Source organism: Nocardia sp. NPDC001965 (assembly GCF_053594175.1).
This window is the reverse complement of the sequence record NZ_JBSFDZ010000008.1, coordinates 48,400-60,445: the sequence shown is the minus strand read 5'-3', so window position 1 is coordinate 60,445 and position 12,046 is coordinate 48,400. Positions and strand designations below refer to the sequence as shown.

At 60.9% G+C, this 12,046-nt stretch carries 15 protein-coding genes and 2 tRNA genes; all 17 read right to left on the bottom strand.

The window, feature by feature from the left end; genetic code table 11:
- On the bottom strand, window positions 1-444 hold the full coding sequence (locus ACWCPQ_RS14635) for a hypothetical protein (RefSeq protein WP_449898619.1): 444 nt from the start codon (window positions 442-444) through the stop codon (window positions 1-3).
- The gene (locus ACWCPQ_RS14630) at window positions 396-758 is read right to left on the bottom strand and encodes a phage tail assembly protein (protein ID WP_449898617.1); all 363 of its coding nucleotides are present in this window, start codon (window positions 756-758) and stop codon (window positions 396-398) included. The genes ACWCPQ_RS14635 and ACWCPQ_RS14630 overlap by 49 nt, the downstream gene beginning before the upstream one ends.
- An 86-nt stretch (window positions 759-844) precedes the next feature.
- Entirely contained in the window at window positions 845-1,708 is an 864-nt protein-coding gene (locus tag ACWCPQ_RS14625; protein ID WP_449898615.1) for a phage tail tube protein, read from the bottom strand.
- Between the two features lie 15 nt (window positions 1,709-1,723).
- Window positions 1,724-2,131 carry a hypothetical protein gene (locus ACWCPQ_RS14620; protein ID WP_449898613.1) on the bottom strand — a complete coding sequence of 136 codons (408 nt, stop codon included), beginning with the start codon at window positions 2,129-2,131 and terminating at the stop codon, window positions 1,724-1,726.
- Between the two features lie 8 nt (window positions 2,132-2,139).
- Complete coding sequence (locus ACWCPQ_RS14615) at window positions 2,140-2,454, bottom strand: DUF5403 family protein (protein ID WP_449898611.1); 315 nt, start codon at window positions 2,452-2,454, stop codon at window positions 2,140-2,142.
- Entirely contained in the window at window positions 2,454-2,807 is a 354-nt protein-coding gene (locus ACWCPQ_RS14610) for a hypothetical protein (protein WP_449898610.1), read from the bottom strand. The genes ACWCPQ_RS14615 and ACWCPQ_RS14610 overlap by 1 nt, the downstream gene beginning before the upstream one ends.
- Window positions 2,804-3,181, bottom strand: a complete 378-nt coding sequence (locus tag ACWCPQ_RS14605) for a Gp19/Gp15/Gp42 family protein (RefSeq protein ID WP_449898608.1) — start codon at window positions 3,179-3,181, stop codon at window positions 2,804-2,806. The genes ACWCPQ_RS14610 and ACWCPQ_RS14605 overlap by 4 nt, the downstream gene beginning before the upstream one ends.
- 63 nt (window positions 3,182-3,244) lie before the next feature.
- On the bottom strand, window positions 3,245-4,456 hold the full coding sequence (locus ACWCPQ_RS14600) for a phage major capsid protein (protein WP_449898606.1): 1,212 nt from the start codon (window positions 4,454-4,456) through the stop codon (window positions 3,245-3,247).
- 31 nt (window positions 4,457-4,487) lie between these two features.
- A complete protein-coding gene (locus ACWCPQ_RS14595) occupies window positions 4,488-5,006 on the bottom strand; it encodes a hypothetical protein (protein WP_449898604.1) in 519 nt (172 codons plus the stop codon).
- Between the two features lie 54 nt (window positions 5,007-5,060).
- Window positions 5,061-5,897, bottom strand: coding sequence for a VG15 protein (locus tag ACWCPQ_RS14590; RefSeq protein WP_449898601.1), 837 nt, complete (start codon window positions 5,895-5,897; stop codon window positions 5,061-5,063).
- The gene (locus ACWCPQ_RS14585; RefSeq protein WP_449898599.1) at window positions 5,894-7,294 is read right to left on the bottom strand and encodes a phage portal protein; all 1,401 of its coding nucleotides are present in this window, start codon (window positions 7,292-7,294) and stop codon (window positions 5,894-5,896) included. Before ACWCPQ_RS14585 ends, ACWCPQ_RS14590 begins: the two co-directional genes overlap by 4 nt.
- Complete coding sequence (locus tag ACWCPQ_RS14580) at window positions 7,294-8,982, bottom strand: hypothetical protein (RefSeq protein ID WP_449898597.1); 1,689 nt, start codon at window positions 8,980-8,982, stop codon at window positions 7,294-7,296. The genes ACWCPQ_RS14585 and ACWCPQ_RS14580 overlap by 1 nt, the downstream gene beginning before the upstream one ends.
- Before the next feature lie 13 nt (window positions 8,983-8,995).
- Complete coding sequence (locus ACWCPQ_RS14575; protein WP_449898595.1) at window positions 8,996-9,604, bottom strand: PE-PPE domain-containing protein; 609 nt, start codon at window positions 9,602-9,604, stop codon at window positions 8,996-8,998.
- A complete protein-coding gene (locus tag ACWCPQ_RS14570) occupies window positions 9,601-10,431 on the bottom strand; it encodes an N-acetylmuramoyl-L-alanine amidase (RefSeq protein WP_449898593.1) in 831 nt (276 codons plus the stop codon). The genes ACWCPQ_RS14575 and ACWCPQ_RS14570 overlap by 4 nt, the downstream gene beginning before the upstream one ends.
- Before the next feature lie 135 nt (window positions 10,432-10,566).
- A tRNA-His gene (locus tag ACWCPQ_RS14565) sits at window positions 10,567-10,637 on the bottom strand.
- Window positions 10,638-10,863: 226 nt separating this feature from the next.
- Window positions 10,864-10,944, bottom strand: a tRNA-Tyr gene (locus tag ACWCPQ_RS14560).
- A gap of 141 nt (window positions 10,945-11,085) precedes the next feature.
- Complete coding sequence (locus tag ACWCPQ_RS14555) at window positions 11,086-12,039, bottom strand: hypothetical protein (protein WP_449898591.1); 954 nt, start codon at window positions 12,037-12,039, stop codon at window positions 11,086-11,088.
- Window positions 12,040-12,046 lie beyond the last annotated feature (7 nt).

The following is a 12,046-nucleotide window of genomic DNA, read 5'->3' as shown; positions in this document are numbered from 1 at the left end:
TTATTCCTTCCGATTAGCCCGGTTCAGGTGTCCGAGCGCAATCGCTGCGAACGACCCAGGCTTATGCTGTTTTTTCGTGCTCGTCTCATGCGGAATCGGGAACGGGTCCAGGAGTTTGGGTGTCTTGCCTTTCGGCGTATTCGCCTGAATGAACTTGTTCGTAAGCTCACGAACCGCGTTGATCACCCCGACCATCAGATACCGGTCTTTGTCCCAGCCCTCGAACTGTGAGCCCCCGCGCATAGCTGCCTTGGTGTCAGATCCCAACGGCAGCCCGATAATCAGCGTCAGGAGCCACTTCGGGGTAACTCCAGATCCTTCGACGAACACGTCCCGGATATCAACGGAATACTCACGCATCAGATCCGGGACTATCTTCTCGCCGTACTGATCGATCAGCCGTGCGAGGGCTGCGCTTCCCCCGGCTGGGTAGCCTCCGTCCACATCCGGATAATCTCGGAGGTCAGAGCCAGGTCATCACCGATCTCGGAGACCAGCTTCTTGCCCTTGCGGTCTTTGGTGACCAGCTCGATAACCTTCTGAGTAGCCGCGAGGATCTCGTCAGAGTCTTTCGACTCTCCGTCTTCGTCTTTGCGGATCGTCTTGAGAGTGTCAGTAACCTCTTTACGAACACCCGAGGGGAGCCGAAGAAGGTTCTGAAGGACCGCAGTGGACCCGTCTTTCAGGGTCAATGGCAGCGGAGCGAACTTCTTATCGAGACCTGCGCGGAGATCATCGAGAGAATACGAGTTGGACACGGCGAGCCTTTCAAAGTATGTCAGCGGGCCAATAAAAAGGAGGGGCGGCAGGCCCGCCAGGAATAACCGCCCCTCCGTTCAGGGGATCAGCTGAAGAGTTTCTCGCTGATCCAGTCATAGAGCCGGCGAGCGCCGAGCTTGACGAACGTCGCCCGAATCGGCAGAGTCGCGAACTCGTCGATCGGCAGACCGATCGAGTCATCCCGGCGGATCGAGGACTTCGGGGCGTAGAAACCGACCCGGCGAGGACCATCGACGATCAGGATGAACAAAGCCTTTTCGGTGAACTGCACGGTCTCACCCTCGACACCGAACACGCCCGGGGTTTCCGAGGCGTTCTCGCCGTAGTAGAGCGAAAACGAGTTTGTATCGAACTGGTGCAGGAACATCGTGAGGAAGTCGGCCAGTGGCTCGGTCTCGACCTCGCGGAGCGCTTTCTTCTGCCAGGTCCGCTTAACCTCGGTCTCGCCGCCCTCAAAACCAAATTCCGGCATATCCTCGGCGGAGGTGTGTCCGACCGAAACCCAGCCGTTCGGGGCGGCAGTGACCGAAACAGCCAGCTCCGGCGAAGACCCGACAAGGGCCGAGTCGTCCACGGACAGTGGGATCGTCTGACCCTGAAGCTCCGCGATAGGCGAGATCTTGATACCGGTTGCCAAGGTGCCTTCGGCGTAGATGTTGCCTTCGCCGATCGAGGCCAGCGCCTCCAGCGCGGACATGACCTGTTCTGCGGTGGCGTTGTGCGGCAGATCCGCGGTCTCGGTGGTCGAGGTCAGCGAGAAGGTGCCGGACGAAGCGGTACCGGTCAGGGTCAGGGTATGAACCTGTGCACCGAAGGTGTCCGGGTTGATGAGTTCCAGCTCGGCCGGCGTAGGCGCGGCAGTGCCAGGGGCAGCGACGAAGACGTAGCCACCCGCCGCGGTAATAACCGCGTTGTCGTTGAGTGCCATTCGGCAGAATCTCCTTTAGGGATTAAGCGACCTGATTCCCAGTCGAATCAGCCCTTGGACCCGCCAGGAGTCCTGGAATAGTGAGCTGAACTGAGTCGCGCCCATGTTTTCGTTGATCGAATGCAGGTACCCGTCAGGCGTGAGCTTCTGGGTTCGGACTGCGTCGTAGAGAGCCTCTAGGGCTTCGTCGTACAAACTCTCAGTGGTCGGCAGGTCTTCGTTCCCGTAGGCGGTCATTTCGATAACCGGGTATCCGAGCTTCTTCGGGTGCTGTTTGTTTCGAGCACCGCCGAGCCGGCGGACGTTGATCATCGGGAACGTTCGAAAGTCGATATCCTCAACCCACGAACCGATTTTGACCCCTGGGATAGCCTCACGGAGAATCGGTAATACGATCGCCTGGACGCGTGGGAGCGCCGGCACAGACCCTCCTAACTGAGGAGGCCAGTGGCCTCTGAGATGATGTACAGACCCGGAACGAATTTCGGCTCATCGGTTTCGTATTTGCCACCGACGAAATGACCGAACTCGATCGACATTGCTGCCTGGTCATCGAGATTCACGTATCCGTCGGTTTCGCCGTACGAGGAATTGACCTCTGCGTTACCGGTCTCCCGGTGAGCGGCCAGCCGGGCTTCACCGCGGCGGGTTGCTTCTTCGGTTTCTTCGGTGATCGCGGCTTGTACCTTGGAATGGTGCGAGACAACCCGGTTCATGGCTTTATCACCGATGAGTTTGACCGCCATCAGTACCTACGAATCGTGTAGTCGACGTGCGCTGTGCGCCGTGAGTTGGTGTACCGGCTGATATCCCCGAAGATGACCCAGCGCTCTCCGCGCCATTCGATCTGGGACTGAGCCCCGAGCGCGTGCGGGAACGGCCGGGCGAATCGGACTCGGTAAACCTTTTCGGTCTCGAACCCTTCGTTGTCCTGCTCAGCCCTGCGAGCGGAGGTGCCCGACTGGCCCTGAACCTGGAACCGGCCGAAAGCCGGAATACCGTCAGCGCTAGCCCGGGTTCGGGTGTTGCCGTCCGCGTCGGTGACGGATTCCTCAAGGAACACCGTGCACGGCTCGTTGGCTCGATCCAGCAGGCTCATACTGCGATCACCGGATCGGGATCGATGAAGAACATTCCGCGGCGGATGATGACCCCGAGCTTCTTCCACTCGGCCGGCGTGATCTCCAGAACGCCGGAGGCCAGCTCCTGGGCGAGCATGTACGTGTACGAGCCGTCCGTCTCCGAGACGTAGCCTTCGGGGTTCTTCAGAATCCGGAGTACCGCCTCGGCCTCAACCTCTTTGACGTCTTCGACGTCGATGGTTCCGTCGTCAATCTTGTCGTCGAGGTCCGGGATCTTCCGGCGGATCTCCCGCTCAGCGTCCGCAAGGCGGGTGTTGACCAGCGTGGTTTCCTCCGGGCTCAGTGCCCGTGGATACCGGTTGGTGACGTCGGTTGCGGTTGCGTATGTCATGCCTCAGCCCCTCTGACACGGCCGGGGGTTTTCGGCCCCCGACCGTTATATGTCAAGTTAGAGTCAGACCAGAACCGCGGTCGCGCCCGAACCACCGGTCAGCGAAGCGCCGTTGACGCTCAGGGTGCCGGGGACGGTCACGGTGTAGACACCCGCCGAACCGGTCACGGTCACGTCATCAGCGGTGATGCCGTCGTCGATACCCACGATCGCGGTCTTCACCGCGGACGCCGCAGCGTTGTAGGCGATGGTCGCGGACGGGCCACGGCCGGCGACAGACACAGTAGCGGTACCACCGGTAGCCCCACCGAAGTTCAGGGTGTAGGTCAGTTCCAGCGGGCCACGCACCAGACGCACGAACGCCTGAGGATCGTTGACCAGGACCGCGTACTCGGCCTCAACACGGACAGCAACCAAGTTGTGCTGCCACAGCGACACCAGGTTCGGGGATTCCGCAGTACCCATGTTCAGGGTCGCGGTATCGGTGACGTCGTAGCTCAGGCCACCGATCTGACCCCAGACGATCTGGGAGAAGTCACCCATGAAGCCCACGGTCGAGCCATCGACGATGTGATCCGACAGATACGTCGGACGCCCGATCACGCGGCCGGACCGGAACGGGGCATTGATGTCCTGGTAGGTGGCTTCGATGAACAGCGGACGCTTCGAGGCGTCCACGGCACCGTTCAGGATCGGTTCGGCAACATCATCGAAGAGGGTGCCGTTCCATTTCTTGCCGTCGTCCAGCAGGAGCTGAAGACCATCGTTGAGCGCGGTGTACGCGTTCGAGCCGTCACCACCGGTGCCCAGCGGGTCACTCAGCGAGATCGCCTTGTTGGTCTGCCCCACGTAAGCACCGAACGGAGTGGACAGGCCCTTGATGACCGCGTCGTCGAACGCCATAGCGATAGCGGTACCGACCTTGGTACGCATCGTGGTCAGGTAGTTGCCGGGGTTAGCCCGCACGACCTCAGCCGAGGCAACGAAGATCGTAGCGATCTTGTTCGGCTTGATGGTCTGCTTGGTCATATCACCCTTGGTGATGGGCTTTTCGTCAGCCTCACCCAGCCACGAGGCAGAAACCTCGCCAGTCCAGTGGGGGATATGCTGCCCGGTAATACCCATCGGGATCTTACGAGCGATTTGCTGAACAGTCGAAACCTTCTCGACCTCAGCGAAGTAATCCTTGGCCATTTCGGGTTCCAGGTAACCCTGGAACATCGTATCGCCGGTCTGTGCCAGCTTGGAATCGTTAACGGCGGGGTTGTACGCCATTTAGGGTGTCTCCTAGTTAGGTGGGACCTGATCAGCGCTTGAGCGCGCGGGTAAGCGCGTCGAGAACCGGGTCGCCATTGAGAGGAATCGGATTGCCCGTGCCCTGGGTCGGATCGACCGGGCGGTCCCGGCCTTCGACAGCCCCGAAGAGTTTCTTCGCGGCCTCGGCATGCGACTTGATCTCTTCAGGGGTTGTGCCCTGGAGGATCGAAGCGAATTCCAAAGCGGCCTCTGAAGGAACCTTGGCGGTGACCGTGGCTCGGAGCTTTTCGAGTTCCAAGCTGGTGACCGTGAGTTTGTCTTCGAGGCCCTGGATGGTGCTTGCAGACTCGGTGAGCCGCTGGGCGAACTCGGCTTCTACCTGGGTCCGTGCGTTAGCCATCGCCTCGGTCTTCGCTACACGGTGACTCGCGGCCTCCGCGTTGGTGTCCTTGATCAGCTTCTGTGCCCAGTCGGGGAGATCCTTGACAGACTCAGCCGATTTCGTAGGCTCCTGGCCTGCGGGGGATTCGGGCACAACAGGATCAGGGGTGTTCGGGGCATCGGACATTGGGTTTCGTCTCCTGGACGGAAAAGGCCCACCTGGGGCACTTTGAGAATGGATTCACGCCGCGAAGGCGTATTCCATGGGATTGATTTCGCCGTGGTAGATACGGCGTCTCAAGACGTTTATCGCCTCGGTGTTGTGGTTGTCAGAGCGGGCTTTACCCGACCGGATCAACCTCGCTGCTTCACGAGCTGCGTCTTTCCACAGCTCCATAGCGCGCTTCTCAGCGGCCTCGGACGGGTAACCGGTGGCTTTGTAGACCGGGACAACCTTGCAGTCGCACCCGTCGTGCCACTCGTCCATGTATTCGCTGACGTCTTCGCCGGCCGCGATCATCTGAGCGGCCGTACGGTCTGTGAGATCCAGGCCCGCGGTCTCCGCGGCCATGTACACCGGACCACGCGAGATAAGCATCAGGCACCAGCCGCAGGTTTCCCGGCCGGTAGCGACCCGAGCCCAGCCCCGGACGATTCCGGTAGCCGAGTCGTTCTCCACGCCGCGGATGATCTGGCGCCGGCCTGCGTTCTCTACGTCTTTGGCTACGATCCGAGCCAGCTCTCCGACCACGGTAGGGATTGCGTCCGCCTGGGACATACGCCTACGCGCCGGTTCCATCGTCTGTACGAACACTCCGAAGTCCGAGCCCTCCAGGAGCTGATCGTTTCGGGGTAGTTCAGGATGGTTTTGTTCACGCTGGGAGTCGTAGAACCTGCGGGCCAGCTCGGCTGACTCTGCCCGAGCTATCTCGACCTGTGGGTAGACCAGGCGTAGGAACCTGATCCAGTCCGTAGGTGTCAGAGCCGGGGTGAGCATCAGTCGAGCCAGCTCGACTACGGTCCGGATAATCGCCGCGACGATCGCGGCCTGGAGAGCTGCATACTCTCCGGGGGTCACTCAGCGGCCTCCTTGGCGGGAGCCGGGGTTCCTTCACCTGCGCCGTACTGGCCGGCGAGCTGACGGAGCGGGTCTTCTTTCGCGTCCCACTTCTCCATCTCAAGACGCTCGGTGATCGTGTAGCCCATGTCGATCCGACCCCGCTCACGCGGGATCAGTCCCATACCGTTCGCGTACAGCTTCGAGGCTGCGTCCGCTTTGGCGGCGTACGTCGGAGTCGACGGATCACGCCATTTGGCTTCCATCCGGAACATATCCGGCGGGATCGGACCACCCGGGTTCATCACCTTGTGAGCGACCCGCATCACCTGTTCCCACGCCCCGCCGAAGATCAGTGCCTTGTGCTCAGCGGTCATCACGAGTCTGCGTTCCGAGGCGTTGATTGCCTCCGCAGACGCCGGATTATCCGACTGGGTTGCCAGGTACTGGGGCGGCAGGCCCGTATAGGCCGCGGCCTTCTTGTCCAGGTGATCAAGGGCTTCGGTGAAGTTCCGAAGCTCCGCGGCGAGGAACTGGGTTGCCTTGGCTTCCGGGTCCTCGAACGCCAGAATCCGGGCGATATACGCGTTGAAGAGTGCTTGGCCGGTCTCGGAATCGATACCGAGATCCTCGGCTTTGACGCCGAACAGCAGCCGTTGCGGGACCGCCATCAGCTCGGCGGTCACCTGCATATCCATCATGATCCGGGCAGCAGCATCAGTGACCGAGCGAAGCTCCGGAGTGATCTCGGACGTACCATGCAGGTCCGAGAGCCGGGTCCGGTTCGCCAGCGGGATCACTGGGACCATCATCATCCCGTGCCGGATATTACCGGCGAGGGTGAACTCACCCTTTTCCCGTATCCAGCTCATCGTGTTGTCCGGGAGGTACAACGTCGCCGCGACGACTTCAGATCCGTCGTCTCCGTACGTAACCCGGATCGCCTGAGTGACTTTGCGCGTACGCTGATCGATGTCCGCGTAGAGGCTCGTCGGGGGTTCTACGCGGATGATCGGTACCGTGGGGTCCACATCCAGATCCACCTTCGGATCAGGTGCGGCCACCGTGACATACGACCGACCGTGTATGAACGCGTCTGTATGGCCCAGCGGGGACTCTACGTCCAGGTCGTTGGCTTGCCACCAATCCCAGAGGGTGTCATCGGCTTTATCGGCCCCGCCGAGCCGGAACCCTTCCAGCTCCAACCGATCTACGATCGAGTTGATATAGACCCGGGGGTAACCGACGTTGGCGAGAAACTCTTCCATCTTCCGCGGTACAGCGACACCTATCGCGTCCGGCCGTCGTTCCGACTCGTAATACGCGGTGTTGTCTTTCAGATCCTGGGTTCGCTGTTCGAACTTCTGGATCATCTCGTCGCGGAGCTTGTTCGGATCGACTTTTGCGGCTTCTGCCATTACAGCACCACCGTCACTCGACCGCTTCGGTTCTTCTTGCTCATCAAGTAGTCCTGTCGAGCGCCAACCGCGAGAACGCCGCACACGCCCAGGTCGATTTTCCGGCTGGAATCCTTGCTGGCTTTGCGGATCGCTATGGCGTCATAGTTAGTCGGGTGCCGGCGCGCGTTCAGTACGTGCTGACGCAGCAGTTTGTTGCCGTCGTGGCAGATATCGTGCTCAAGCACCGCGTCGAGGAACTTCTCGCAGTCCATCGCGAACCGCTTCTGGTTCCCGCGCATATCGAATGCGATCGGGTTAGCGGGGGAGGCGTTGACCTTGATCCGCTTTTTGTAAGCGCGGCCCCACTGGTCCACGTACGCTTCGAATTCCTTGATATCGGCGCGGAACGCGACGACGTCGTAGGTCGCGAATGCTGAATGCACCTTGGCGTCTACGTCTGTGCGGGGGACTTCTTCGCCCGGCCAATCCGCCGGGTTCCAGTGTCCGAGAACGAACAACGCACCATCTTCGATACGGCACGCGACCAGACCGGTATGGTCATTCGACTTCGAACCGTCGAAGCCGAGCGAGATCTTCTCTTTTGGCGCCAGAGGCCGGACCGGAGCGTCTTCTTTCGGACCGATCGCGTCCCACTCGTACGGGGCGATCCAAGAGTCCTCGGAGGCGTTGATCTGGTTCAGGAACTTCCGCCGGGATTCGGTGACCGGGTTACGGGTGTCCAGGACCGATTCCAGGATCGCGTCCAGCGGCAGCCACGTTGAATCGCCACGGGCGATCTCCAGGCCCTCGCGCAGCTTGGCTATCCCTACCTCGTAACCCTCGGGATCTTCTTTCTTCGAGGGGATCTCCGAGACAGGAGTGTCAGCCGGCGCCTCTAGGGCGTCGTAGAGCATCCCGACGTCAACCGACTGGCCGGACTCGACCGCTTGCCACGCGTCGTAGTCGCGTTCGGCAACGGAATCCTCACCAGGGATGTGTGCGTTGCAGATGCTCAGGGTCCGCGACCCTTGGATCTTGGTGACGTTTCCTTCGATGACACCGGCCATCTCGTGGCCTTGGACCGCTTCCAGCCACCACTGGGTCTCGTTGCGGATCACCAGCGTCGGGCGGTTGCCCTCCATCGAATGCGGGGACGAGGTGACGGCTTCAATGCGTCCACCAGCCGCCGAATAGATGAGGGTCTTGTGTATCTCCAGCCCGTATTCTTCCTTGAGCTGGGTCGAAACCATCACGGGGAACAGCGAGAACGTGTTTTTTGTCTGTTCCTGCGAGACGGCTACGATCTGAATCCATGCCGCGTGCCGCGGCTTTCCGACCGGGTTACCGTTCGTATCCCAATGCGAGAAAGCCACTGGCCCGCACAACTCGACCAGCGACATAGCCGCGGCGAGCGGGTCTTTGCCCCAACCCTTCATCCGCCGGAGAATCCCGTTCCGGTATACGAACCGGCCCGAGTGCTCGTCTACGGCGTACCACCAGAGCAGAAACCGAGCCTGCTCCAGCGTGGGCATAAAAGGCTCACCGGCGTTTTCACCGCCGGGCGTCTTGACGTAGGTCGCCAACCAGTTGAGTACGCCCCAACCAAGCGTTTTCTTCGGCAGGTACCAAGATCCATCCAGGTTCTTGCGCCAGGTCGGCCCAACGATGTGTGAATCGGTGGGGAGTAGACCCTCTTCGTCGAGCACTCCCCACCTCCTCTCAATACCGATGGGCTCCTGTCAGGTAGCCGACAAAGTTGCGGGCAGCCCGTATCGGGTCCTGCCACAGCGGGAAATTGCAGACCGCGTCATTCGCGTTGCAGTACGAGGTCACTGGGACCGTGAATCCGGTACGAGGACCGGTGAACGAGACGTCCATAACCGGCACGTAAGTGCCCTGGAGTGCATCCTCAATGCCCCCTGGATGCTTCGGGTCCGAATACAGCACTCCCGAGATCCGATCGGCTAGAGAGCCGTTCTGGAGGTATTCGATGGCGTCACCCGCGGCGCGGGCGCCTTCGGAATAGCCCATGACTACGATCTGGCCTGGGCACGAGCCGGCGTAGCGCTGAACCGCGCTGATCATGTTGTCCCGACCGATCGCGACCGAGACGTTGTACGAGTGAGCCCCAACCGGCCATATCTCAGCCGGGTACCAGACCTTCCGGCGATCCGGAGCGAACGAGACCGCCCATGGATCGCCGTTGCCTCCGAGTGCGAAGCTCGCTACCGGCTCGCAGTACTCCGCGTGCGCTTCCCCCTCAGCGACGAGCGTGAGGCCGGAAGCAGCGAGAACCGTTACCAGTGCTGCTACCAGCCCCCGCTTCACGACTTGGGGGTCTTCTCCAGCAGGGCCAGGATCTTGTCGATCTTGGTCTCAAGCTCAGGAACCTTCTTGGTCAGCGGAAGCAGTTTACCGACAGCCTCAACGAGGGTGTCTCCGCCGAGCTGGTCTTTCCAACCGGGGAAGTTGGCGCCGTCTCGTGTACCTGCGCCGCCAAGCTGATCCAGGATCAGACCAACGTGCTTGTCGATAAACGAGAGTCCAACCATTGCGTCGGTCTTCTCGCCCTTGTGGTTGATGTAGCTACCCATGAGTTCGTCGTCTCCTGCTAGACCAGCCGCGAAATTCTTCGCACGGCGGATAAATTCGTCCCACGGGAAGTTGGGACCTGGGTCGGTGTGTCCACCACCCCACTGCCCGAAATCACGGTGACCGCAGATGCCGGGACGATCCGGTGGGATATCACCACCACCGACGTACTCGATCGGGATACCGCGGGTGATACACCGCCAGGCGGCGACCTCTGCCGCCTGAGTGAGCATCAGGTCTTCGTTCACGCCGTCCGAGTCGTCGGTCTCCAGCCATTTGCCCCGAGACCACCGTACGAAGGTCCCAGCCAGACAGATGTGGTCGGCTCGGGAGTTAGCGTCCGATGCTGACCACGGGTTTTCACCCCACGGGACGACGAGAACGATCTCCTCGTCATCCACCACCGCGTTGTACGACACCTGCGAACTCGGGTTACAGAGGTAATTCGTCAGCGACGCAGCACTGCCGTTTCCTTCTTGGGTGTGGACCGCGACCCAAGACACGTTTCGACCGCCGGAGTGCCGGTTCGGGCTTAGCTGGACACGAGTAGTCGGGTCCTTCATCCGGACTCCAATCAGTGAAAATGGTTTAGAGGGCGCATCTCAATGTCGTTTAAGCCGGGCGCATGCCAACTGGCCCCTTAGCGAGCGGTGCACGTGCTACCCATAACGGGGACCACACCCATCCTTTGCACCTAGTCACCCTGCCGGGAGTCGAACCCGGATAGACGGAGTCACAGACCGTTGCTCTGCCATTGAGCTACAGGGGGTATGCGCCGGGGTGTGTTGACCCGACCCAGCAACCGGGGCGTTCTGTCTGACAAGACTTCCGACTGACCATCGGCATATCAGGACGGGCGGTCAGATACCCGACCCCGATGTGCAACCCCGAACGCGAGGGTCTCGCGGAAAGCTGAGGAATCGAGCCCCCGGGCCTCTCGACCCTCCCTCACGGCTTTCAAGGCCGCTTGCCCCCATGGGCGGAACCTTCCTGAGTGAGAATGGATGGAATCGAACCACCAATGCCTATTCCGGCCACGGGGTTACAGCCCGCTCGCGCTCCAAGCGCTCATTCCCAGGTGCCCTGGCTCAGCAACCGTCCGGATGCCTGTCAGGGCGATAATCAGAGAACCGCGCTCAGCAACAGCTTCAGAAGCGCGTAATCGTCGTACGAAACGACGGTGCAAACGATGCCGAGAAGGCATTCCATGGTTTCCCCTAGGGTTGTGTGATCCTCAACCACCCGGAATCGATCCGGCGGAACGCGGTGGCGCTGGCACCGATCTGTGCCGTCAGCGTCAGAACATCCCCCGCGGCCAGCGTCAACCCGCTCAGGCTGCGGTCGTAGGTAGCGGAACTGTTCGCGGGCAGAACCAGCACGTCAAACGCTTGCCAGGCCGAACCGTTCTTCTGCACGCGCAGAGTCAGGTTCACTGTGCTGAACGTATTCGTATTGGCTGCCACGACAGAGATAGCTACGGTGCCGGTAGTCGTAGACGTTTGGACCACGAGCCCGTTACCGGACAACGACGATCCGGGGTAGCCGGCGGTATCCGCTGCCCAGCCTGTGACAACCTGTTCGGTCGTACCGTTGGCGAGACTGAAGCTCCCGGATTTGTTCATCCCGGACGGTGTGAACGTCCTGAGATCCACCGACGACGTTCCGGACGCGGTTGACTCGGGTATCAAAATCCCGATCAAGGAGACCAACGCCGTAGAGTCGCCCGAACCGCTGGACACTGTGTCGAACCCGAACAGAACCCCCGACGTCCCAGAGGACGCCGATTCCGGGATCAGGAGACCCGAGACCTCAACCAGTGAGGAGCCCTCAGAACTGGAGACAACCTCAATCCCCTTGTCGTCGAATACGTCCGCTGACGACGCCCCGGAGGACGTCGATTCGGTAGTAAGCAACGCGATCGGGAGAAGGTCCAGAGCCGAAGACCCTGTAGCTGTGGATTCGGTCGTCAGCAGCATCGTCCCAGCGACATCGACCGAGGATGTACCAACCGAGCTGGATTCGACCTCTAGCCGCGGCGGGAAGAACGGAATCAGCCCCTTCGGGAGCTGGGTCTCGTTTACCCGAGGCAGTAGGGCCCTGGTCTCAGGGATCTTGGGAAGCGGAGCTACGGATTCTGGAACCCTCGGGAGCCGTGCGATAGACGTGCTCACCCGGGCT